The sequence below is a fragment of the Pseudomonas sp. PDM28 genome (genome assembly GCF_019219115.1).
Taxonomy (GTDB): Bacteria; Pseudomonadota; Gammaproteobacteria; order Pseudomonadales; family Pseudomonadaceae; genus Aquipseudomonas; species Aquipseudomonas laurylsulfatiphila.
In genome coordinates this window covers 63251-86846 of record NZ_JAHUWG010000006.1, presented here as the reverse complement: position 1 = coordinate 86846, position 23596 = coordinate 63251, and the positions used below count along the sequence as shown (strand labels likewise).

22 protein-coding genes, 1 pseudogene and 1 riboswitch are annotated in these 23596 nt (G+C 60.3%); of the genes and pseudogenes, 9 read left to right on the top strand and 14 right to left on the bottom strand.

Translation table 11 applies throughout. The annotated features are described in order from the left end of the window. Positions 1–20: 20 nt before the first annotated feature. Positions 21–650, bottom strand: a complete 630-nt coding sequence (locus KW841_RS14960) for an alpha/beta hydrolase (RefSeq protein WP_218478237.1) — start codon at positions 648–650, stop codon at positions 21–23. A gap of 144 nt (positions 651–794) precedes the next feature. Between KW841_RS14960 and KW841_RS14955 the strand changes: the two genes are divergently transcribed. After that, a complete protein-coding gene (locus KW841_RS14955) occupies positions 795–1229 on the top strand; it encodes a YhcB family protein (protein WP_007972560.1) in 435 nt (144 codons plus the stop codon). A gap of 272 nt (positions 1230–1501) precedes the next feature. Here the strand turns inward: KW841_RS14955 and KW841_RS14950 are convergent, their stop codons facing one another. From KW841_RS14950 to KW841_RS14920, 7 genes are all read right to left on the bottom strand, one after another. After that, positions 1502–2242, bottom strand: a complete 741-nt coding sequence (locus tag KW841_RS14950; protein ID WP_007972558.1) for an OmpA family lipoprotein — start codon at positions 2240–2242, stop codon at positions 1502–1504. Positions 2243–2344: 102 nt separating this feature from the next. Continuing rightward, positions 2345–2986 carry an MBL fold metallo-hydrolase gene (locus tag KW841_RS14945; protein ID WP_007972557.1) on the bottom strand — a complete coding sequence of 214 codons (642 nt, stop codon included), beginning with the start codon at positions 2984–2986 and terminating at the stop codon, positions 2345–2347. An 87-nt stretch (positions 2987–3073) separates the two neighbouring features. Continuing rightward, positions 3074–5812, bottom strand: coding sequence for a LuxR C-terminal-related transcriptional regulator (locus KW841_RS14940; protein ID WP_218477450.1), 2739 nt, complete (start codon positions 5810–5812; stop codon positions 3074–3076). A 177-nt stretch (positions 5813–5989) separates the two neighbouring features. Beyond that, positions 5990–7354: a DUF1329 domain-containing protein gene (locus tag KW841_RS14935; RefSeq protein WP_218477448.1), complete on the bottom strand. Its 1365-nt coding sequence runs from the start codon at positions 7352–7354 to the stop codon at positions 5990–5992. 28 nt (positions 7355–7382) lie between these two features. Further along, a complete protein-coding gene (locus KW841_RS14930) occupies positions 7383–9284 on the bottom strand; it encodes a DUF1302 domain-containing protein (RefSeq protein WP_218477447.1) in 1902 nt (633 codons plus the stop codon). A gap of 339 nt (positions 9285–9623) precedes the next feature. Then, positions 9624–11306, bottom strand: coding sequence for a fatty acid--CoA ligase (locus tag KW841_RS14925; protein WP_218477438.1), 1683 nt, complete (start codon positions 11304–11306; stop codon positions 9624–9626). 244 nt (positions 11307–11550) lie between these two features. Continuing rightward, a complete protein-coding gene (locus KW841_RS14920) occupies positions 11551–12180 on the bottom strand; it encodes a LysE family translocator (RefSeq protein WP_218477436.1) in 630 nt (209 codons plus the stop codon). Between the two features lie 92 nt (positions 12181–12272). Between KW841_RS14920 and KW841_RS14915 the strand changes: the two genes are divergently transcribed. The 3 genes from KW841_RS14915 to KW841_RS14905 all read left to right on the top strand — a co-directional run bounded on the left by KW841_RS14915 (position 12273) and on the right by KW841_RS14905 (position 15120). Beyond that, complete coding sequence (locus KW841_RS14915; protein WP_104449381.1) at positions 12273–13238, top strand: 2-hydroxyacid dehydrogenase; 966 nt, start codon at positions 12273–12275, stop codon at positions 13236–13238. A gap of 34 nt (positions 13239–13272) precedes the next feature. Continuing rightward, positions 13273–14271 carry a class I SAM-dependent methyltransferase gene (locus KW841_RS14910; protein ID WP_218477434.1) on the top strand — a complete coding sequence of 333 codons (999 nt, stop codon included), beginning with the start codon at positions 13273–13275 and terminating at the stop codon, positions 14269–14271. Between the two features lie 51 nt (positions 14272–14322). Beyond that, positions 14323–14445, top strand: a riboswitch (yybP-ykoY riboswitch). Positions 14446–14535: 90 nt separating this feature from the next. Next, positions 14536–15120 carry a TMEM165/GDT1 family protein gene (locus tag KW841_RS14905; RefSeq protein WP_007972537.1) on the top strand — a complete coding sequence of 195 codons (585 nt, stop codon included), beginning with the start codon at positions 14536–14538 and terminating at the stop codon, positions 15118–15120. Between the two features lie 151 nt (positions 15121–15271). Here the strand turns inward: KW841_RS14905 and KW841_RS14900 are convergent, their stop codons facing one another. Then, positions 15272–16090, bottom strand: coding sequence for a M48 family metallopeptidase (locus tag KW841_RS14900; RefSeq protein ID WP_218477432.1), 819 nt, complete (start codon positions 16088–16090; stop codon positions 15272–15274). Positions 16091–16362: 272 nt separating this feature from the next. Between KW841_RS14900 and KW841_RS30070 the strand changes: the two are divergent. Both KW841_RS30070 and KW841_RS30065 read left to right on the top strand, forming a co-directional pair. Further along, positions 16363–17649: pseudogene (locus tag KW841_RS30070) on the top strand (HAMP domain-containing protein); the annotation flags it as partial. 12 nt (positions 17650–17661) lie between these two features. Further along, a complete protein-coding gene (locus tag KW841_RS30065; protein WP_371319513.1) occupies positions 17662–18504 on the top strand; it encodes a methyl-accepting chemotaxis protein in 843 nt (280 codons plus the stop codon). Positions 18505–18609: 105 nt separating this feature from the next. Here KW841_RS30065 and KW841_RS14890 read toward each other — a convergent pair whose 3' ends face one another. The 3 genes from KW841_RS14890 to KW841_RS14880 are packed head-to-tail and all read right to left on the bottom strand — an operon-like array spanning position 18610 to position 19721. After that, positions 18610–19233 carry an SOS response-associated peptidase gene (locus KW841_RS14890; RefSeq protein ID WP_218477418.1) on the bottom strand — a complete coding sequence of 208 codons (624 nt, stop codon included), beginning with the start codon at positions 19231–19233 and terminating at the stop codon, positions 18610–18612. A gap of 35 nt (positions 19234–19268) precedes the next feature. After that, on the bottom strand, positions 19269–19529 hold the full coding sequence (locus KW841_RS14885) for a putative signal transducing protein (protein WP_007979315.1): 261 nt from the start codon (positions 19527–19529) through the stop codon (positions 19269–19271). A 9-nt stretch (positions 19530–19538) separates the two neighbouring features. Further along, the gene (locus KW841_RS14880; RefSeq protein ID WP_053159662.1) at positions 19539–19721 is read right to left on the bottom strand and encodes a CPXCG motif-containing cysteine-rich protein; all 183 of its coding nucleotides are present in this window, start codon (positions 19719–19721) and stop codon (positions 19539–19541) included. Positions 19722–19863: 142 nt separating this feature from the next. On the opposite strand from KW841_RS14880, the gene KW841_RS14875 reads away from it, so the two are divergent. Beyond that, positions 19864–21027, top strand: coding sequence for a 1-acyl-sn-glycerol-3-phosphate acyltransferase (locus KW841_RS14875; protein ID WP_218477416.1), 1164 nt, complete (start codon positions 19864–19866; stop codon positions 21025–21027). A 147-nt stretch (positions 21028–21174) separates the two neighbouring features. Here KW841_RS14875 and KW841_RS14870 read toward each other — a convergent pair whose 3' ends face one another. Continuing rightward, positions 21175–21453 (bottom strand): hypothetical protein, encoded by a 279-nt coding sequence (locus KW841_RS14870; protein WP_007979321.1) that lies wholly within the window; start codon positions 21451–21453, stop codon positions 21175–21177. A 190-nt stretch (positions 21454–21643) separates the two neighbouring features. Between KW841_RS14870 and KW841_RS14865 the strand changes: the two genes are divergently transcribed. Beyond that, complete coding sequence (locus tag KW841_RS14865) at positions 21644–21850, top strand: hypothetical protein (protein WP_085724026.1); 207 nt, start codon at positions 21644–21646, stop codon at positions 21848–21850. Between the two features lie 146 nt (positions 21851–21996). On the opposite strand, the gene KW841_RS14860 is transcribed toward KW841_RS14865, so the two are convergent. After that, positions 21997–22581: a YajG family lipoprotein gene (locus tag KW841_RS14860; RefSeq protein WP_102701910.1), complete on the bottom strand. Its 585-nt coding sequence runs from the start codon at positions 22579–22581 to the stop codon at positions 21997–21999. A 202-nt stretch (positions 22582–22783) separates the two neighbouring features. Here KW841_RS14860 and KW841_RS14855 point away from each other — a divergent pair, with 202 nt between their 5' ends. After that, positions 22784–23023 (top strand): hypothetical protein, encoded by a 240-nt coding sequence (locus KW841_RS14855; RefSeq protein ID WP_104449387.1) that lies wholly within the window; start codon positions 22784–22786, stop codon positions 23021–23023. Positions 23024–23596 lie beyond the last annotated feature (573 nt).

The window sequence follows — 23596 nt, the reverse complement described above, 5'->3', positions numbered from 1 at the left end:
AATCGCTTGTCAGACTGCAATCAATTCGAGAGACGCGGCAGGATCAGATCCTTGAGATCGGTCAGCTTGCCATGAAAAAAGTGTCCGCATTCTGCCACTTTCAGCAGCTCATGGGGACGTTCGAGCGTGTCGGACCATTGGTAAACGACTTGTGGATCGATCACTTCGTCGGTTTCCGGCTGGATCAAGGTCAGCTCGCCGTGCTGCGGCAGCTGATCCTGATCGCCCAGGCGCATGACCGCCGGCGCGACCATGAACAGGTGCTTGAGCTGCTCGCCCTTGGCCTCAAGGCGTCCGCCGAGACTTGCTGCAACAAAACCGCCGAAGGAGAAACCGAACAGGGTCAGCGGCAACTCCGGGTGTTTGCTGCGAAACCATTCGGCGACAGCCTGGGCATCGTCCACTTCACCGGTGCCCATGTCGTGGGAGCCCTCGCTGGCACCGACACCACGATAGTTGAAGCGCAGGGTGACCAGCCCGGCGTCGCGCGCAGTGCGCTGCAAGGTCGAAACCACTTTGTTGAGCATGGTGCCGCCCTGTACCGGGTTCGGATGGCAGATGAGTGCCAGGCCGCGAGGTTGCTCGTTGTCCAGGTAAAGGGCTTCCAGTTGACCCACCGGGCCATCAATCACTACAGGGGTTTCGCGCATAAGCAAGGAAGGAACTCCGTGACCTCGAATCGGGTCGACTCGTCTAGCAAATTGTCTGTGGCTGTCTATTGCGAGTGAATCGCGGTATACAGCGCAGGTTCGAGCCGTTAACGTAAAGCAAAGCCGTTTATAGAGGAAGGACTCGTGGAACACTCGCTCTTAGTTTGGTTGCTACCGACTCTTGCCCTGGTTGTGGGTGTCGCCATTGGGTTCCTGATCGCTCGCCTTGCGCCGAATGCCGCGCCTAGCAGCACGCAACGTCAGCTGGACGATATTCAGGAACGTTTCGACAGTTATCAGAACGAAGTGGTGACCCACTTCAACAGCACTGCGTCATTGGTCAAGAAACTGACTGCGAGCTATCAGGAAGTGCAGGACCATCTCGCGGAGGGCGCCAACCGCCTGGCCCTGGACGAACAGACTCGCCAACGCCTGCTGGCCTCCCTGCACGCCGATGCAGCGCAGGCACCCCGTGAACGCCTGACGCCACCGCGCGATCAGGAGCCGCCGCGCGACTATGCACCGAAAGCCCCGAACGCGCCCGGCATGCTCGATGAGCATTACGGCCTGAAGAAGTAATCAGGTTTCGCGCAAAATAAAAAGCCCCCGGACAAGTGATTCTCCGGGGGCTTTTTTATTACTGATCCGTTTTATCTGTTGCTCACCCCGGCCTCTTCGCGGGCAAGCCCGCTCCCACAGTGATCGATGTCGGACACAAAATCTGCATTCAACACTAACCTGTGGGAGCGGGCTTGCCCGCGAAGAGGCCAGAACTGACGATACAAAAAAGCCCGCCTGATCTACTTGGGATCGGGCGGGCATTTTTTTACGCCTGGGGTTCAATCAGACGCTCAAGGGTACTGCTGAACCTGACCTTGCTGCTGACCACCATATTGCTGGCCCGGAATCGCCTTGAGGTTGACCTCTACACGGCGGTTCTGCGCCCGGCCATTGGCGTCGCCGTTGCTGGCAACCGGACTGTCCGGCCCTGCGCCACGAGCGCTCAGGTTGGCACCGCTGACACCTTGCGAGGTCAGGTAGGTGGCCACGCTTTGTGCACGACGCTGGGACAGGTCCATGTTGTGCTGGCGGCTGCCAGTGCTGTCGGTATAGCCCACGATTTCGATCTGGTTCTGGTTGAACTCTTTCAGCGAGCCCGCCAGGTTGTTCAGCGGCTGATAGAAACTTGGGGCAATGTTTGCCGAGTCGGTAGCAAACGTGATGTTGCCCGGCATGATCAGCTTGATCTGGTCGCCCTGGCGCTGCACTTCAACACCGGTGTTGGCCATGCTGGCGCGCAACTTTTTCTCTTGCTGGTCGGCGTAATAACCGTAACCGGCGGCCGAAGCACCGACCACTGCAGCACCGATCAGCGCGCCCTTGCCACGGTTATCGTGGTTGATCGCAGCACCCGCCAGCGCACCGGCCAGAGCGCCGAGACCACCATACTTCGCGGTCTTGCTCATGCCTTCGGAGCCGCTGTCCGCCTGCCCCTGAGCCTGGCCTTGACCGCCGTAAGGATTGGGCGAGGCACAACCGGACAAAACGGCCACAGCCGTAGCGACAATAATCAAACGACGCGTGGTGAACATGTATAGCTCCTACTTTTTTGCATTCTGTGGTGCAACGGACCAAGGCATAGCCATTGCGGGTGTTAGATCACTTCCGGGAACAAAAATTCCACTCGTTACAAATCAGGCCCGTACAAAGGGGTTTTCGCGCATTTCATCGCCCAGACGGGTGTCCGGACCATGCCCGGCGACCACCGTCGCCTCTTCGTCGAGGGTGTACAAACGCTGCTTGATCGAACGCACGATGGTGGCCTGGTCGCCACCCCACAAATCCGTGCGTCCTACCCCGCGCTTGAACAACGTGTCACCGGCAATCAGCAGCTTGGCATCGGCAAACCAGAAACTCATCGACCCCGGTGTGTGCCCAGGCGTGTGAAGCGCCACGCCACAGCCGCAGGCCAGCTCTTCATCATCGGCCAGCCAGCGGTCCGGGGACGGCACCGGAGTGTAAGGGACACCGAACATCTGGCACTGCATTTCCAGGTTGTCCCAGAGGAACTGGTCTTCCTTGTGCAGATGCAGGGTCGCGCCGGTTTTCTCCTTGAGTTGACCGGAAGCCAGGAAGTGATCGAGGTGCGCGTGGGTGTGAATGATGCTGACCACTTTCAACCCCAGGGCATCGAGACGCGCCAGGATCAGCTCATGATTGCCACCCGGATCGACGACGATGGCCTTTTTCGTCACCGGATCGCCGATGATGGTGCAATTGCACTGCAAAGGGCCGACGGGGAAGGTTTCGCGGATAAGGGTGGGATGCTGGGACATCGGGGGCCTGCTCGATAAACGGGGAGGGGCGATTTTCGCACAATTGAGTATCCAGCCAATGGCCGCGATGTGTAACGTGAAAAATCCTTAACCCAGCACCCCCAATTCCTTCGCCCGCGCCACAGCCTGCGTACGCCGCTCGACCCCGAGTTTGCTGTTGATATGGCTGGCGTGGGTCTTGACCGTGTGCAAGGAAATAAACAGCTGATCGCTGATTTCCTGGTTTGAGCAGCCTTGGGCAATCAATCGCAGAACCGCCAGTTCCCGCGTGCTGAGTTGCTCCGCAGCCGCGCCGGATTCCGCTCCGGGGCGGGCTGTCAGCGCCGGCAGCTTTTCACTGAGGCTGAGGGAAACAGGGGTTGGCGAACACTGTTGAAGCTGCCCACGCAGCCAGTCCGGGTGCTCGGCCAGCAAGCCCTCGAAGGGTTGCAGCACGCCCCCACCAGCGGCGTCCAGCGCCTGGACCAGTGCCTTGCGTGCTTCCGGCTCCCGTCCGCTTCCCAGCAATAACGCCACTTTCTGGGTCAGCGCCATGGCACTGAGCATCTGCCGACCGCTTTGCTGGCCATGTTCGAGCAGCGCATTCAATCGCCCCTCGGCCAGCATCGGCTGGCCCTGGATGAAGTCCAGCAACGCTTGTTGCAATTCGATATGCAGCGGCAATTGCGGATGGAACTCCGGCGGTGCCGCCCCGTTTTCGCCGTTGTAGGTCTGCCCCAGGCGCGCCAGCCAGGCTTCGGCCAGATCGGTACGCCCCTGGGCCAGCCAGAGCTCACATTTGACCAGGGTGATCATGGCCAGGTAGTAGATCGGTGGCACGTCCCAGATGTGCATGAGCCGCTCGGCTTCGGCCAGTTCGGCAAAGGCTTTGGCGAACTCTCCGCTGCTGCCTTCCAGCCTGGCAATCACGCAGTGGCCGATAAGCACGCTGATGTCACGACAGGCGCGCGCCTCGCTCAGACCGGCCTGCAAGCGCACCCGCGCCAATTGCGGCTGCATGCGCAGGGCCAGCAAAAAGCCTTCGTACAAGGTCAGCCGGGCGCGAATCGCATACAGCCGCTGTGCAGACAAACTCTGCAGGCGTTGCATGCCCTGACGGACCTCTTCCAGTGCCCGACAGATTTCTCCGCGCGCTTGCAGCACCCGTGCGCGATCGTAGTGCGCCAGCGCTTCGAACAACGGGTTGCCGACACGTTGCGCCAGCTCCAGCGATTCGCGGTTCAGCCCCCGCGCCCGCCACAAATCACCATCGGCAATGGCCAGGTTGGACAGGGTCGAGAGGCACATCAGACGCTGGCCGTAACGCTTGGCCGGAAGACTTTCCAATGCCTCGCGGCAGTACTGCAACGTCAGTTCGCGATTGCCGCGTCCACGGGCAATGATGCCACTCAACGCCAGCCATTGAGCCAGCATGGACTTCTGGGCGGTGGCCGACGGCGCGGGCAGGAAGCGGCTCAAATGGCTGGCCAGCTCTTCGGCAGCATCCAGCTGGCAAGCCAAGCCCAGCGCCCAGCTATACAGCACAATCAGGCGCGGCGTGCTGATCAGCAAGCTGTCGGGCAAGTCCATTTTCCAGCGCAGCAACATGCCGACATTCTGCTCGGCCAGCAGCTGCTCTTCGGAGAGGTTCTGCACCAGGTTCGCCGCGACGTCCAGGTGACCGGCACGCAAGGCTTGCTCTACCGCCTCATCGAGCAGTCCCTGGGCATTGAACCAGCGGCAAGCACGCAGGTGCAGGCTCGCGGCCGGCACTATCGACTGGGACGTCGGCCGCGTGCGCAACAGATCGGAAAACAGATGGTGATAACGATACCAATGACCATGCTCGTCCAGCGGCACCAGGAACACTTGATGGGCCAGCAGGAAGCGCAGGATCTCCCCGCTGTCATGGGCGTCGCGAACGGCATCGCACAGTTCGCTGCAGAAACGCTCCTGGGGCGCCGTGTCAAAGAGGAACGACTGGACCTCGGCGGGCAGGCAATCGATGACTTCTTCGAGCAGATAATCGCGGATCAGCCCTTCCCCGCCATGCAACGATTGCGGCAGCGCGCCATCGGTGCCCGCCTCCGAAGCCGCCAGCAGCCAGAAACGCAAACCCGCAACCCAGCCTTCGCTGCGCTGGATCAGGTTTTCCAGTGCCTCGCCGCGCAAAGAGCTGCTGTGCCGGTCAAGCAGGCTCAAGGCCTCGTCGTGGGTCAGGCGAAGGTCCTGTTCATGCAACTCGAGCAGTTGCCGCGACAGTCGCAGCCGCGCCAGGTGCCAGTCGGGACGTTGGCGGCTGGTGACCATCACCAGCAAACCATCGGGAAGATGGTTGAGGAAAAACTGCAGGCAACGGTCCAGCACTGGCCCCTGAGCCAGATGGTAATCATCCAGCACCAGCAGCAAGGGCTTCGCCGTGGACAGGTGTACGGCCAGTTCGTCGAGCAAGCCGTCGAGCCATTCTTCGAATGCGAACGGCTGATGGCGCTGGCGCATTTTCAACAGCCCGAGGGATTGCCTGCCCAGGTGCGGGAAATAGTCCTGAAGGCCTTCCAGCAGACGTTCGAGAAAGCGCCCCGGGTCACTGTCTCGCGGGCTCAACCCCAGCCAGAGGCTTTGCCAGTGCCCCGGCAAACCCTGACAAAACTCCACCGCCAGCGAACTCTTGCCGAACCCTGCCGGGGCACTGACCAGCAGTAACCTGCCTGCGAGCCCGGCACTCAGACGCTCGCACAAACGTGGGCGCAGCACATGACCATCGGGCAACGGCGGACGGAAAAACCGCCCGTCGAGTGTCGCGACGGCAGACTGTGCAGAACCTGGGGGTGTAGACAAATCAGTCATAGCCGGCTCTTGTTTGAATTGCGGGTGGCGGCGTTGCAGATGTCCGCAGACTAGCCGTAAACGGATAGGGAATGAAGGTAATTGCTACAAATGGCTACAAAAAGTCTACAAGCAAAAAAAAAACGCCCCGAACCAGTCGGGGCGTTTCCAGAGGATGCGGCCTCGTTTCGGCGCTCGTTAGCGAATACCGTCCTGACGCAATGCCGCCGGGGTGAAGTCGCTGGTAGTGGCAGTGAAGCCGAAGTCATACGACGACTTCTCTTCGTTCTTCATACCCAGCGCCAGGTAACGGCCAGATTGCAGGTCGTACAAGGCTTCCAGGGCGTACCACGGCACTTGCTTGTCGTAGTAATCCTCGGCATGTGCCTCGGCGACGCGCCACAGTTGACCACGACCGTCGTAGTGATCGACCACCGCCGCTTGCCAGGTATCTTCGTCGATGTAGATGTCACGCTTGGCGTAGATGTGGCGCTGACCTTCCTTCAAGGTGGCAACCACATGCCATACCCGGCGCAGCTCGTAACGAGCCAGGTCCTGGTTGATGTGACCGGCCTTGATGATATCGGAGTACTTGAGCTTCGGATCGTCGAGCTTGTAGCTGTCGGAGGCGATGTACATCTCTTTCTTGCCTTCGAGCTTCCAGTCGTAGCGATCCGGTGCACCGTTGAACATGTCCAGGTTATCGGAAGTACGCAGGCCGTCGGCTGCGGTACCCGGGCCGTCATAGGACACTTGTGGTGCACGACGCACTCGACGTTGGCCGGCGTTGTAGACCCACGCCGAACGCGGTTCCTTCACCTGGTCGAGGGTTTCGTGCACCAGCAGCACACCACCGGCCAGACGTGCCGGGGCTAGCACTTTCTGCTTGTAGTAGAACAGGATGTTGCCCGGGTTCGCCGGATCGTAGTCCTTCATCTTGTCACGGAACACGAACTGGTCCTGGAAGTACACCAGGCTGAACGAGCCGTTCGGCTGTGGCGTGGCCTGGGCCACCAGACGGGTCACGCTACCACCCCGATAGCGGGTGATGTGGTTCCAGATGACTTCAACGCCGCTTTTTGGAATCGGGAACGGAATGGCGGTTTCAAAGTTTTCCAGGCCGTTGCCGCCGGACACCAGCTTGGTGTTGGTGGCGTTTTTCTTGATGGCGGCGAACACCTCATCCGGCACGGTAGAACCGCGATGAGACGGGTATACCGGCATCTTGTAGGTTTCCGGGTAGCGCTTGAACATCGCGTACTGACCCGGTGCGAGCTTGTCCTTGTACTGGTCGACGTTCTGCGCCGTGATGGTGAACAGCGGTTTTTCGCTGGCGTACGGATTGGACAGGAAACCTTTGCTGTCGACCGTACCGGCGTTCTTCGCCAGCGGCTTCCAGGCCGGGATCGAACCGTCGGCGTTACCCGCCATTTCGGCGCCCATCGGGGTCAGGCTCTTGCCCAGTTTGTCGGCCTCGGCCTGGGGAACCGCTGCGATGACGCTGGTCGCCAGCAGCGAGAGACCCAGAACACTGGCGTGGAACAGACTCTTTGTTATTTTCATATGTTCGTTCGTCCTGAAAATTCAGTGCTTAGAAGTTCACGCCGACGCTGAGCGCAACGAAGTCGCGGTCATCCACGGTGGTGTACTTGCCGTCGAAGAAGTTGGTGTAGGCCAGGCTCGCGGTGTAGGTGTTCTGGTACTCGGCGTCGACACCGAGGCTCACCGCCTTGCGGCCTTCCTCGAAGTTGCCGCCTGGGCCTGGCGAGTAACCGCTCACGTCATGGGACCAGGCAACGTTCGGCTTGAGGTTTACACCGGCAAACACGTCGTTGTATTCCCAGATGGCACGACCGCGGTAGCCCCACGAAGTCGCGGTGGTGAAGCCTTCGTCGTTGCAGTTGCGGCTGCGGTTGTTGGTCGGCGTACCCGGACCGGCACCGTTGATGGTGCTGGTGTTGAGCGCCACGCAGGTATCGAGCGCGCCAGAAGGTGGCAACTCACCCGGGCCGTAGACCGGGTCGCGGCCATAACGAACATCGGAAGTGCTTTCCAGGCCGCCGACGTGGGTCACGCCCACTTCGCCCACCAGGGTCAGGCGGCTGGCGCCCATGACCTGGTCGAAGAAGTGCGTCAGGGTGGTCTGGAACTGGGTGATTTCCTTGCGACGATACCCGTGCAGGTCCTGACCCGGCACGCCGGTAAGCAGCGATGCATTGGTCAACGGGTTGTTCGGGTTGTTATTGCCTATAGGACGGACACCGGAGAACAGGATGTCGGTGGAGTTGAGCTGCACCGGAGCGTTCGGACGGTAGCTGATCTCACCGCTCCACGCGGTACCGGTAGGCAGGGTGGTGGAGAAGCTCAAGCCATACAGGCGAATGTCCTCCGGGTATTCGATGAAGTACTGCGAATTACCCGCCACCAGCAATGGCGCCAGCGCGGCGAACGGCCCCGGGAGTCCCGCCGCTGTGTTGTAGACCGACTGCGGCGCACCGGTGGCACTGAAGATCGGCGCGCGGCTGTGGTAGTTCATGAAGTAGGCGCCGAACTCGGTGTCCAGCGGTTCGAACATGTACTTGAGGGACGCGCCCCACTGACCGCCGTCGCGGGCATCACGATCGGGGCCACGACGCACCAGAACGCCCTCATTGTTGACGTCAACGCCGTTGGCCGCCAAAGGCCCCAGGGCAATGGCCGGAATCTGCGAGCGCTTGGCCAGTACCCGCAGGTTGTCGTTACAGCCGTCGGCAACGATGTCCGGCTGGGAGAAGAACGTGCCGCAGTTGTCGACGACGGTCTGGTCCCATTCAATTTGATAGAACGCTTCGGCCGAGAGGTTTTCGGTCAGGCTCTGGGACACATAGAACATGTTGACCGGGATCAGGCCTTCCTTGATCTCGGCACCCGGACGACGGAACGCGGACACGTCGATCGGGTTGATCGAGTTGATGCCGCCACCGATGAAGGTACTTTCACCCCAACTCACCACCTGCTTGCCCAGACGCACGGAGCCCGGCTGATCGGCAATGGCGTAGTTGTGGTAGACGAAGGCGTCGAGGATCTGGCCGCCGGCGGACTTGGCGCCTTCCTTGCGGCCCGCGTCGCTGATGTCCTTGAACGGACGGCTTTCGTCCTTCAGTTCAAAGTCGTACCAGTATTTACCACGGACAAAAACACCGGTATCGCCGTATTTCAGTTCAAGGTCATGGATGCCCTTGAAGATCTTCGAGAAGGTTTCCCCGCTCTTGAAGTTCAGGTGACCGTCATCAGAAGTCTGGGACAGACCCTTGCCGCCGTTGTTGACACCGATGAGGTTCTTGTTGGCACTTTCGGTAGACCAACTGGCACCGAGCGACAGGGATGAGTCGAACTGACCTTCGATTTCACCGACGTTGAAACTGACGCCGAATGCTGGCCCGGCGAGCGTAGAGGCAAGACTGACAGCCAGGGGCAGCTTCGCCCGGCGCCAGAACTGGTTTACTGATGTCATCGACGCTACTCCATGTGCATTTTATTTTTATGGCATTGAGCACTTCTAAAAACGCTGTGGATAACCGGGAGCCATGGCATCCCAAAGTCACTCCAAAGTTGCATCGCCTCAGTTTGTGCGTGTGCTCCGTTTCTAAAAATCCTTGAGCGGACTATAGCCAGCAGGTAGTAGTGCTTGATCCCTCTAAAGTGTGATTTGCAGTTGCCAGCCACTCTGGAACAGTCCTTTCGCCAGTCCGACACCCGTCGGCACGGCAAGGATGGCTGAAAATTTCGATTTGACAAGCCAAGCGCTTGCTTGGTGGGGCTGGCGTGCCCTTTCGGGCACGCCGGGAGGGGCTTAAAGCGTCGAAAGGAAGGTGCTGTTGGTGGCCTGCCATTCGCTGATGTCGACACGAATGCGCTTCTTGTCGAGTTTGCCGACGCTGGTCTTGGGAATTTCAGTAACAAGGGCGATCTGGCTCGGAATCGCCCACTTGCTCAGGTGCCCCAGCTCCACAAAAGGCTTGAGGTGTTCCTTGAGTTCCCTCGCCCCGATGACGTGCCCCTCACGGACTACGAGCAGGGCAAATGGCCGCTCTCCCCACTGCGGATCAGGGATCCCCACCACTGCTACTTCACGTACCGCCACATGACGACTGATCAGGTCTTCCAGGTCCAGAGAGGAGATCCACTCGCCACCGGTCTTGATCACGTCCTTGATGCGGTCACGAATGTCGATCACACCCATGCTGTCCAGGGTCGCCACGTCGCCGGTGTGCAGCCAGCCTCCGGCCCAGAGTTCGGCGCCCTTCTGCGGCTCGTTGAAATAACCCTCGGTCAGCCAGGGTGCGCGCAGCACCAGCTCACCCTGGGTTTCGCCGTCGGCGGGCAGGAAGTTACCCTCGGTGTCGACGATCGCCGCCTCCACCAGCGGCCCGGGCACGCCGGCCTTGATCCGGTAGGTGGTGCGTTCGTCTTCGGTGCCGGCCATCAACTCATCGTTCAAGTGCGCGCACGAGACCAGTGGCCCGGTTTCCGACATGCCGTAGGCGGCGGTCAACTGAATGCCCTTGGCCTTGGCCGCCTCGTACAACGAGCGGTTCAGGGCGCTGCCGCCGATGACGATTTTCCAGCCGCCGAAGTCGACGTTCTGCGCAGCCTTGGCATTGAGGACCATCTGCAAAATGGTCGGTACGCAATGGGAGAACGTGACCTTCTCCTTGCGCCACAACTCCACCAGGTACTCCGGGTCATAGCGGCCGGGGTACACCTGCTTGAGTCCGAGCATGGTCGCCACATACGGCAGGCCCCAGGCGTGGACGTGGAACATCGGGGTGATCGGCATGTACACGTCGCTGGTACCCAGCAGGCGCACGCTGTCGATCGCGCCCATGATGGTCGACACGCCCATGGTGTGCAGCACCAGTTGCCGATGGGTGAAGTACACGCCCTTGGGATTGCCGGTGGTGCCGGTGGTGTAGAACGTGGTCGCGACCGAATTTTCGTCGAAATCCTGGAAATCGTACTGCGGGCTCGCCGCGGCCAGCAGTTGTTCGTATTCGCCGACGAGGTTCGGCAGGTCCGCGGTTTTTTCCGGCAGGTCAGTCAGCAACAGGGTTTTGTCGACCGTGGTCAGATGCCCTTCGATGGCCTTGTAGAGGCCGACGAACTCGCTGTTGACCAGCACAAAGCGGTCCTCGGCGTGGTTCATGGTGTAGAGGATCTGTTCCGGCGACAGGCGCACGTTGATGGTGTGGATCACCGCACCGATCATCGGAATGGCGAACATGCATTCCAGGTAACGATGGCTGTCCCAGTCCATCACACCCACAGCATCCCCGGGCTTGACGCCGGCCGCTGTCAGCACGTTGGCCAGGCGCGCCACCCGCTCGATCAGGGTCGGGTAGCTGTAGCGCAACTTGTCGCGGTAGATGATCTCGCGGGTTTTCTCATAACGGGCACCGGACATCAGCAGCCGCTTGATCAGCAGCGGGTATTGGTAAGCGCCTTCGGCCGGGGGGATAACGCGAGTCTGCAACATAAGAATCCCTTTTTCTGACTGCACGGACGTGACTGAAAGTACGCACTGTAGTGCCCCTGATCGTCAGCCAAATCAGCCAAAGGAATGATTTGCAGAGCCTTGCAAATACTAGCACCGAGCCATCAATGGCTATTTATTACGCCCTGTAGGAGCTGCCGCAGGCTGCGATCTTTTGATCTTTGACAGTTAGAACAAGATCAAAAGATCGCAGCCTGCGGCAGCTCCTACAGGGAATCACCTTTGATCAATGCATCTCGGTAAAAGCGAGCTTCACGCCAATCGCAATCAGCACCGCGCCCATGGTCCGGTCGAACCAGTGCCCCATGCGCGCGAAACCGGCGCGTACGCGCTGCTGGCTGAACAACATCGCCACCAGGCAGAACCAGGTCGCTGTCGCGACTGCCAGATAAACCCCGTAACCGGCCTGCACGGCCAGTGGCGTGTGCGGGTTGATCACCACAGTGAACAGCGAGAGGAAGAACAGCGTGGCTTTCGGATTGAGACCGTTGGTGACGAAACCCGAGGTGAAGGCGCCACGGGCCGTGCGCTCCCCTGCCTCCTTGTGTAGATCGTCCGCCACAGGCTTGGCCGGTTGCGCGCGCAGCGCCTTGTAACCGATGTACAGCAGGTAAGCGGCGGCGGCCCATTTCAAGGCATTGAACAGCACGATCGACTGGGACACGATCAGGCCGATACCCAACAGTGAATAACCCACATGCAGGAAAATCGCCGTCCCCACACCCAGCGCGGTCCAGGTGCCCGCACGGCGACCGTGGGTAACACTTTCACGTACCACCACGGCAAAGTCCGGGCCGGGGCTGGCCACGGCCAGCAAGTGAATCAGGGCAACGGTCAAGAACTCTGTCCAGTACATGTGGGGCTCCTTCAGGCCAAGCGTAACTATTTATTTCATCTGGTAGGCTCGGCAGATTACGCCTTCAGTTCAATGCACAAAAGGTACAGTTGATGACGAACACTCGCCGCGCCGTTTTCCTCGACCACCCGTCCCTGGACCTCGGCGACCTTGACCTCAACCCGCTGCGCAGTTGTTTCAGCGAATTGCAGCTGTTCGCCCAGACCTTGCCCGATCAAGTCATCGAACACCTCAAGGGCGCCACCGTCGCCATCAGCAACAAGATCCTGATCGACGCCGCCGCCATGGCCGCCAGCCCTGACCTCAAGCTGATCCTGATCACCGCCACCGGCACCAACAACGTCGACCTCGCTGCCGCCCGCGCCCACGGGATCACCGTGTGCAACTGCCAGGGTTACGGCACGCCGTCGGTGGCGCAGCACACGATCATGCTGCTGCTCAACCTGGCCACGCGCCTGGCCGACTATCAGAAGGCCGTCGGTGCAGGCCGCTGGCAACAGGCCAAACAGTTCTGCTTGCTGGACTACCCGATTGTCGAACTCGAAGGCAAAACCCTTGGCCTGCTGGGTCACGGCGAATTGGGCAGCGCGGTCGCACGGCTGGCTGAAGCCTTCGGCATGCGCGTGCTGCTGGGGCAGATTCCCGGGCGCCCTGCCCGGCCGGACCGCCTGCCACTGGATGAACTGCTGCCGCAAGTCGATGCCCTGACCCTGCACTGCCCGCTCAACGAACACACCCGTCACTTCATCGGTGCCCGCGAACTGGCCTCGATGAAACCCGAAGCGTTCCTGGTCAACACCGCCCGCGGCGGCCTGATCGACGAACAGGCGCTGGCCGATGCCTTGCGCAACGGCCATCTGGGCGGCGCCGCCACTGACGTGCTGAGCGTCGAGCCGCCCGTCAACGGCAATCCACTGCTGGCCCACGACATCCCGCGCCTGATCGTCACCCCGCACAACGCCTGGGGCAGCCGCGAAGCGCGCCAGCGGATCGTTGGCCAAGTGACCGAAAACGCACTGGGATACTTCAGCGGTAAGGCGCTGCGGGTCGTCAGTTGATAAACTGCGGCACTTTTTTTTCACGGGAGCAGTTATGGATCCGCGCAGTGAAGTACTGCTTCGCCAGGCCGAGTTATTCCAGGGTTCGGTGTTGTTGGCCGGTTTGCCCGCCGACGACCTGCTGGGCCGCCTGCCCGATGCCCATGGCTGGTGCTGGCACGCCGGCGATCAGGCCGCGCTGGACGCCCGCTTCCCCGAGCGCAGCCACTTTGGCGTGAACGCACCGGAACGCGGGTTAGATAGCGCCGTGGTGTTTCTGCCCAAGGCCAAGGACCTGACCGACTACATTCTCAACGCCCTCGCCTCGCGGCTGGCCGGCCGCGAACTGTACCTGGTCGGCGAGAAAAAAAGCGGCATCGAAGGTGCCGCCAAACAACTCAACCCGTTCGGCAAACCACGCAAACTCGACAGCGCGCGCCACTGCCAGCTCTGGCAGGTGACCGTGGCCAATGCACCTGAAGCCAAGCCGCTGGAAAGCCTGGCGCAGACCTACGAGCTGCCGCTGGCCGAAGGCCCGCTGAAGGTCATCAGCCTGCCGGGGGTATTCAGCCATGGTCGCCTCGATCGCGGCAGCGCGCTGCTGCTGGAACACCTGGACAAACTGCCCAGCGGTCATTTACTCGATTTCGGTTGCGGCGCAGGAGTCCTGGGCGCGGCAGTGAAACGTCGTTACCCGCACAACCAGGTCACGATGCTGGATGTGGACGCCTTTGCCGCTGCCAGCAGTCGCCTGACCCTGGCGGCCAATGGTCTGGAAGCCGAGGTGATTACCGGTGACGGAATCGACGCCGCGCCTATGGGTTTGAGTGCGATCCTGAGCAATCCACCGTTTCATGTCGGCGTGCACACCGATTATTTCGCAACAGAGAACTTGCTGCGAAAAGCAGCCAAACATCTGAAAAACGGCGGCGAACTTCGCCTGGTAGCGAACAGCTTCCTGAAGTATCAACCGCTGATCGAAGAGCATCTTGGCGTGTGTGCGATCAAGGCCGAAGGACAGGGCTTTCGAATTTACCGGGCAAAACGCGGCTGAAACCTTTTTGAAAAAGAGGGCTTGCCGAATGGGTTCTGCGAAGGCAGAATCCGCTCCGTCCTAGGGGAGTAGTCTCCCACGAGCGCCACGCTCGTCCGGCATGCGTCAACATACTTGGTCCTCAGACCATGGCGCATGCGACCCAAGCATCCACACCAGATGGATCGCAGGGTTTGACAAGACCTATGACACGCACACCTTACCCGGGGCGGGAAGGCTGTACGTGTCATAGCCGTGTCGACCCGCCCCTTAGGAAAACCCCTGATGCTGGATTCACTGCTCGTACCCACCGCAATCGTTGCCTTGGCCGAAATCGGCGACAAGACGCAACTGCTCGCGCTCATTCTCGCCGCTCGCTTCCGCAAGCCCTGGCCGATCATCGCCGGTATTGTTGCCGCGACCCTGGCCAACCACGCGGCCGCCGGTGCAGTCGGTGCCTGGGTCGGCAGTTTCTTCTCGGATACGATGCTGCACTGGATCCTCGCCGCGAGCTTTGCCGCGACCGCCCTGTGGACCCTGGTGCCGGACAAGATGGATGACGACGAGGCCAGCACCGCCCGCAAGTTCGGTCCGTTCCTGACCACGCTGATCGCATTCTTCCTGGCAGAAATCGGCGACAAGACGCAGATCGCGACCGTGATGCTGGCTGCGCAATATCCGGAGTTGTGGCTGGTGATCATCGGCACCACCGCCGGCATGCTGATTGCCAACGTACCGGTGGTTCTGGCGGGTAACTTTGCCGCAGACAAGCTGCCATTGACCCTGATCCGTCGACTGGCGGCGTCGGCGTTCTTCATCCTGGCGATTGTCGCGGTGTACAAGGCGATGCAGAGCAGCGGGTGGGTTTGACCCGATAGGTCGTTAGACCGCATTATCGTTCTTCGCGAGCAAGCCCGCTCCCACAATTGATCTTCGGTGAACACAAATTTTGTGTACGACCGATATCCAGTGTGGGAGCGGGCTTGCTCGCGAAGAGGCCAGCAGCCTTACCGCATGACTATCAGGACTTCTTGGCCTGCTCGTACAACGGCATGACTTTCGGAATCGCCGCCTGCAACGCCGCAGTCCGACTGCTCGAAGACGGATGCGTGCTGAGGAACTCCGGCGGGGCACCTTCGCTGGCCTTGCTCATCTTGTTCCACAGGGTGATCGCGGCGTTCGGGTTGTAGCCGGCGCGGGCGGCCAGTTCCAGGCCGATCAGGTCCGCCTCGTTTTCATTGCCACGGCTGTTGGGCAAGGTCATGCCATAGTTGGCTACAGCGTCCGCCAGGGCCAGGCTGTCCTGGCCCACCCCGAGCAACGCACCGGCGCCCTGCTTGGCCATTTCGATACCGTATGCCTTGGACATCGCCTCACGACTGTGCTCGCGCAAGGCGTGGGCGATTTCATGACCAATGACCGCGGCAAGTTCATCGTCAGTGAGCTGAAGACTGTCGATCAGCCCGGTGTAGACAAAGATCTTGCCGCCAGGACCACAGTTGGCATTGAGCTCGTCGCTCTTGATCAGGTTCACTTCCCACTTCCACTGGGCCGCATCCGGACGAAAGTTCGGCGCCTGGGCAATCAGCCGGTCAGCAATGATCCGAACACGCTTGGCATCGCTACTGGTCTTGTCCAGCACGCCCTTGCTGCTCGCCTCACTCACAGTCTTTGTATAGGACTGGGCGTACATCTGGTCGACCTCTTGCGAGGACAACATGCTGAACATGTACTGCTTGCGCTCAACGCCCACAGCACCGCCACTGGTGGTATTGACCGACTGGCAGCCGGCGAGCAGCAGGCCTGCGCTCAGCGCACATAGAGCCAATGTCTTGTTCATCGAAAAACTCCCTGAAAACATGCCGGGTATCCTAGGCATGGAATGGTATCGACGCCAGATACAATAGACATAAGACGCGCAATTCAGCCAAAGCTCTCATCAATGCAGAAAAAAATTCACATTCCGGAGCGAGCCGCAGCCCGTCACGCCGCGCATTGATTCATTTGCGACATCCGCCAGGCAAAAGCAGCCGTTTCAACAGCTCGCGCTCATGCCCGCCCGACACCCTGCCGATACACCCGGGCAGACGTCCTTTCGCGTGCGGAGCCCCCATGAAATTCAAGTCGATCCAGTTTTCCGTGGCGGCCCTTGCCGGCGCCATTGTCCTTAGTGTCGTGGCAGCGCTGGTGGTGTATGCGCTGTTTTCCGGGGCCCGGACGCAGGACATGGTCCAGGAACGGACCCAGGCCCAGTTCGAGCAAGTCATCGAACAACGCCTGACGTCCCTGGCGCAGACCCAGGTCAGCCAGATCCAGCGAGAACTCGAAGCACCGCTGCTGATCGCCGGCGGATTGGTGCGAGTCAACGCCCTGATCGGCACGCCCGGTGCCGATGGCCAGCCCGCCCTGAGCCTCAGCCGTGAGCAACTGATCGGCCTGATCAAGGAAAACGTAGTCAAGAACCCGAAGATCCTCGGCACCTACATCGGTTGGGAAAAAGACGCGCTGGACCACAACGATGCGGCCTACGTCGGCACCCAGGTGGTCGGGATCGACGCCAGCAACGGGCGCTTCCTGCCCTGGTGGTTCCGCAACGACGACGGCACCCTGGGCCAGGACAAACTGGTGGACGTCGATGACCAGAAAACCCTGTCCACCGGCGTGCGCGCCAGCGAGTACTACCTGTGCTCGAAAGAAACCAAAAAATCCTGCGTGATCGATCCGGCGCCTTATAAGGTGGGCGACAAAATCGTCATGCTCGCCTCCTTTATTGAGCCGATCATGCTCAACGGTGCTTTCCTGGGCATCGTTGGCGCCGACCTGTCGGTGAACTTCATTCAGGAAATGCTCCTGGGTGCCAATCAGAAACTCTACAGCGGCGCCGGGGAAATGGCCCTGATCGGCGGCAATGGCCGCATCGTTGCCTACACCAAGGATCCGAGCAAATTCGGCGAAAAAGTCAGCGATATCCTCGACAGCAAGCAGATTGCCAACATGGCCAATCTCAAGCGCGGCGAAGTCACCTACACCGTCGACAAGGCCCAGGGCCGGATCGAGTTGTACCTGCCGTTCGGCATCGGCCAGACCGATGCGCGCTGGCCCCTGATGCTGCAATTGCCGCTGAACGCGGTCATGGCCGACCTGCAAAAACTCCAGGCCGACCTGGATGCGCAGCGTAAATCCGACACCTTCGGTATGGCGATGGTCGGCCTGGTGATTGCCGGTATCGGTTTACTGGTGATCTGGCTGGTGGGCCACGGCATCGCCCGTCCGCTCAAGCAGATGGTGGCCATGCTCGACGATATCGCCCAGGGCGAAGGCGACCTGACCCGGCGCCTGACCAGCGACCGCGCCGATGAACTGGGTTCGATCGCCAAAGGCTTCAACACCTTCCTGGCCAAGTTGCAGGCGATGATCACCCAGGTGGTGACATCGGTGCAGAGCGTCAGCGATTCGTCGGAACACACCGCCGACATCGCCATCCGCACCAACACCGGCGTACACAAGCAAATGGCCGAGATCGATCAGGTGGCCACCGCTGTGCAGGAAATGACCGCCACCGCCCAGGACGTGGCGCGCAACGCGACCCAGGCCGCACAGGCCGCCAGCCATGCCGATCAAGCCGCCAGCCAAGGCATGCAGATCGTGCGCGACACCTCGAACTCGATTGGCGCCCTCGCCGTGGAGATCGGCCGGGCCGTCGGCGTGGTGCAGACCCTGGCCAAGGACAGCGAAAACATCAACGCCATCCTCACCGCCATTCGCGGGATCGCCGAACAGACCAACCTGCTGGCCCTGAACGCAGCCATCGAAGCGGCCCGCGCCGGTGAACAGGGCCGGGGTTTTGCCGTGGTGGCCGACGAGGTGCGCAACCTGGCGCAGAAGACGCAAAAGGCCACCGAAGAAATCCAGGCCATGATCCAGCAACTGCAGCAAGGCACGCGGGATGTGGTGCGAGTCATGGAGGACAGCCAGAACCGCACGGACGAAAGCGTACTGCATGCTTCGAAGGCCGCCGAAGCACTGGAGACCATTACTCAGGCGGTGTCGGTGATCAACGACATGAACACCCAGATCGCCAGCGCGGCCGAGGAGCAAAGTGCGGTGGCGGACGACATCAACCGCAACGTGATCAACATCGGCCAGGTGGCCAATGAAGTGGCCGGCGGTGCGGATGAGTCGAGTGCGGCCAGTGCGGATTTGACCAAGCTGGCGGAACAGCAGCGGCGGTTGATCAATCAGTTCAAGGTCTAATTCAAGAGCCTCATCGCTGGCAAGCCAGCTCCCACAGGTTTTGTGAGCGCCGCAAATCCCTGTGGGAGCTGGCTTGCCAGCGATGGCGTCAGCACAGACAACCTATCATCCTGGCGTCAAACACTCCGGCCCATTCAATTTCGGATCATTCACCATGTTGGCCAGTACCCGTTCGCGCAACGCGGCAGGTTCACTGGCCAGCAAGGCTTGCAAAGCATGCAACGGCGTCTCGGGATCGAGCCAAGCGGCCTGCCCCACCTCATCAAGAATCAACGGTCGCCGCTGGCTCGCCGCTGGCTGGGTAATCACCGCGGTACTGAGCCACACCTGCTCCTGTACCGGATACGCCTCCCAGATCGCCGCAAAAAATAATGACGAGCCCTCCCCCGGCGTCAGCCAATACGGGCGCTTGCGCGTCGTGCCGCGCCATTCGTAGAAACCATTGGCCGGCAACAGGCAGCGGCGCTCGCGCAAGGCCTGGCGAAACATTGGCTGCTCGGCAACGGTTTCGGCGCGGGCGTGGGCCGGGGTGCGGGACAGATCGGTCAGCCAGGGTGGCGTCAGGCCCCATCGGGCGCGGGCAAGCGAGCGCTGACCGTCAGGCTCGGCCCGCAGCATCAACACCGAATCATTCGGGGAAATGTTCCACTGCGCCTTCTGGTCGGCGGGAAAACCGGGCAGGGCCGCGAAGGCAGGGTTCCAGCGAAACAGGGCATAACGTCCACACATGGGGCAACACGGCTCTTGATCAAACGAACGCCAGCCTAACAGACCAGCGTGCCGGGAAAGCTGTCCGGTTCATCGCCGGACAGCGGCAGCGCTGCATTGTACGCGGTGATCAGCTCGCGGGCGTATTCGGCCTGGTCGTTCTCGACCGACAGCCCGAGCAGGCCATAGATCGGCAATTCCCCGGAGCCGCCGAGCAAATCACGGCCCACCAGATGCGCCTCGATACCCTCGCTGGCGAGCATGCCTTGCAGCAACTCGCCTTCCATCAGGTTTTCCGGATCGTAGATGCGCTGCATACACGCTCCTCATTCGTTTTCACTGAACACTTCGAGATGCCATTCCTCTTCATGTACCTGCAACACGAAGGTTATCGGCCGGCAGCACACCTGACAGTCCTCGATGTAGGTCTGATCGCCACCGGACAAATCCAGAGTAGTCTCTACCTCCTCACCACAATACGGACATTCATACTGCGCAGTTTCCAGCATCGCGGTCTCCCAGGTGACTTGTGCGTATAATCGCCGGTCTATTTGCAGGGCTTTTTTTGTCTGGCTACTTTTTCAGACCGTGCCCCGCCGGTTTTCGAACAAAACCTTTACTTACCCTAGCCGTTTCTAACAAGAGAGCATGATGGGCGAATTCGATGCCATCCGACCTTACGACGACAGCGAAGTCCCAGCGGTGCTGGACCGGCTGCTCGGCGACAAGGCGTTTCTAGATATCCTCACCCACTTCCGCTTCCCGCGTTTTGCCGGTGCCTTAGGCTGGGCGCTCAAACCTCTTATAGCCCATCGGCTGCGCCGTGAGTTTGCCGGCGTGACCTGTGTGGCCACGTTACAGGACAAAGTCGAGGTTTACGTCGACCACACCATCGAGCGCGCCACCGACGGTGTCACTTATACCGGGGTGGAGCAATTCAAGTCCGGCAGCGCCTACCTGTTTATCGCCAACCACCGCGATATCGTGATGGACCCGGCCTTCGTCAACTACGCCGTGTACCACGCCGGCCTGCCGACCCCGCGCATTGCCATTGGCGACAACCTGCTGCAAAAGCCTTTCGTCAGCGACCTGATGCGCCTGAACAAGAGCTTCATCGTGCACCGCTCGATCAGCGGTCGCCGGGAGAAAATGGCGGCCTATCAATTGCTTTCGGCGTATATCAACCATTCGATCCGCAATGATTGCGCCTCGATCTGGATCGCCCAGGCCGAGGGCCGCGCCAAGGACGGTGACGACCGTACCGAATCGGCGATCCTCAAGATGTTCCACATGAGCCGCAAGGACGAGCCGTTCGGCGAAGTCATTCAGTCGCTGAACCTGACCCCTGTTTCGATCAGCTACGAGTACGACCCCTGCGATCAGGCCAAGGCCCGCGAGCTTTACATCCGCGCCACCACCGGCAGCTACACCAAGATGCCAGGCGAGGATGACGTGAGCATCGCCAAGGGCATCACTGGCTACAAGGGCCGGGTGCATGTGAACTTTGCCGCGCCGATCACCGAACTTTTCGAAGACACCAAGCAATTGGCGGTCGAGATGGACAAGCAAATCCTCAGCGGTTATCGCTTGTTCCCGGTGCACTACTTGGCTTACGCGCAATGGAAAGACGCTGATCCGCAGTTGCAGGTGCCGAAGGCCGCCGAGGTGTTCCCGGCCGAAGAACTGGCCAAGGCCCAGGAAGAATGGCAACGCCGCCTGGACGCTTGCCCGCAAGAGCATCGTCCTTACCTGGTGCTGCAATATGCGACGCCGGTGCGTAATCAGTACCGGGTGAAGGCAGGGTTGCCGCTGTAAGCGGGTTCGGATGGATACGAAAACGGCGCCTTCGGGCGCCGTTTTTTAATCAAGATCAAAAGATCGCAGCCTTCGGCAGCTCCTACAGGTGTACATCAATCCCGTGTAGGAGCTGCCGAAGGCTGCGATCTTTTACTTTGAAAAGGTTCAGACTTGCGTGCTGATCCAGGACACCAGCAGCGCCATCCCCATGCAGGCAAAACCGAAGATGTAGAAAAACCGGTTCATGCGCAAGGTCGCCCAATCCAGCGTGGGCTCTACGTTCGGGCTGCTCTGGCGCTGCGCCTGCAAACTGGCCATCGCACGCAGTTCGCGGCGACGGGTTGCGTGCAGCAGCCAGCCACCCGGGAAGGCAAAGAGCAAGGCCAGCAGATTGATCAGTTTGGCGGGATGGGCGGTAAACAGCGTCATCAAGTGCAGCGACATTACGAACCTCAGGTCAATCAGGTAGCAGTTGCCGGACGGGCGACCGCGGCGCGGATTCTACCGAAAGCCTGCGCCCCTGCCCTCTGTTTCCGACAAATAACGAAGCTTTTGATCAATGGCTGTCCTGAGTCACGGCTTCGTCATCTGTATCGGCGAACATGCGCGTCCCGAAACCGACAAGGATCACGTCATGCTCCACGCCGAAAACCAGGATCGTCTCTACCTCATCACCCCCAGCGAAGAGCAACAAGCCCTCGTCGGCAGCCTCGCCTTCAACGTTCAGGATCGCCATTGGCTGGTGTATTGCGCCCTGGGTGGGCATCAACATGCGGATTTACCGGAAACGGATTTGCTGACGGGCGTGAGTGTGCTGGATTTTTACTCGCAGGCTGCCTGATGACGCCCTTCTCCTGTCGACATCCTTCTGACGACGCCGTCCTGTAGGAGCTGCCGCAGGCTGCGATCTTTTGATTTTTGAGGCTTGAGCCGCCGAAGATCAAGATCAAAAGATCGCAGCCTTCGGCAGCTCCTACGGGGCTCGCATTACTCGCCGAGAATCTGACCCACGGTCGGGTCCTTGAACAGGCGGGTCAACGCATCGCTCAGCACATCGCTGACCAGCTTGGTGTTGGTTTCCTGGTTCGGCGCCATGCCGAAGCGCTGGTCCAGGGACGAACCATAACGGCCGCTGTAGCGACGGTTGGCGTTCTGCACATCCGAGCGGAACGTCGCGCCGATGGTGGCCTCGGTCACGTACATGCCTTCCTTGGGCGACTGGTACTTCAATTCCGCCAGGGTCACGGTCAGTTGCGGCGCATTCATGGCGTTGGTCGTCGGGGTAAAGCCCAACAGACGCACGGCAGCTTCAGCCTGGGCCTGCAGCTTCGGCAGGATCTGCGCGCCCTGCACGGTGATCGCGCTGGTCTCCGGATACAGACCACCACGGGTGCCCAGCGTCGGCGACGGGCGACCGTCCACGACACGCACCACGACGGGCTGGCCATGGCCGACCGGGGCCAACTGGGCGGTCAGCTTGGGTTCCGGGCTCAGTTGTTGCGGGCTGTGGGCGCAGCCAACCAGAGTCAAACTGGTCACAGTGATCAAACCGAACAACAGGCGTTGCAACATGCTCTTCTCTCCAGAATCAGGCACAAACAGGCCGGCAGTATAGCGGTGCGCCACTGCGGGGAACCAGCACCTCACAGTGTTTGATGAAATCTCTGACAAACCCTGGGGATTGCAGTTCATGTCACACAGATGTCACCACTCCTACACTTGCACGTAATGGCCTACAGGCAACCTTCTGGCAATCCCCACACGGTACTTCACCATGCGCCATCTGATCTCTCTGTTCGCGCCACGCCCGTTGCACCGTTGCTTCGCCCTGCTCGACCGCAACGGCCACTGCCAGGCCTTCAAGCAGTGCAGCTTGCAGCCCATGGGAGATGGCTGGGTTGAAATCGAGGAAATCCGCCTGAACTGGTTGAATCAGCCGCTGCCGGCCGGCGCTCGCGTCGTTTCGCAACCGCACCAGCCACGCTCGCGTGCACAGCAACTGCTGACGACCTGACCAAACACCTAATAAAAGTCATAAAACACGACCATTTCCCTGCGTTTCTTAGATACAATCTCCCCCCGATTATAAGGACGTCTCCTGATCGGGCCTCGCAGCATCGTCAATGCGCTTGTGTTGACACCCCGCTCCGCCCACAGAGAGCCGCCCACACAGATCGAGTGAAGCTGGCGCGCTTGCTGTTTTGTTGAGCAAAACCTCCACTTTTCGCGAATCTGCAGAGCTGTCATTACGCTCGGTCACTGAGCTGTTTGCCCGTTTTGCCTGCCCTGTATCCCATGGCGGCAATCCACCCGGGCACGGTGCCAGGCTGGGACAGCCCTTTTTGAGGTTCACGTCTTCAAAAGAGCGTGAAAAAAACGGGTTTTCACAACTTCACAAGAGTGTGGCGAGCAAATGAATAGTTTTGCGTCTGAACATGCACCATTAGCGTCTACAACAGCCCAACGACACAGGACCGAGTATTCCTCGAACACCGGAGCCTGAAGCCTGTCCGCTACGGATTTGGTTGCACAAACGGATGTATCGACCATAAGTCGAATTGCCAGTCGCACGTTGAAATGAGTCCAT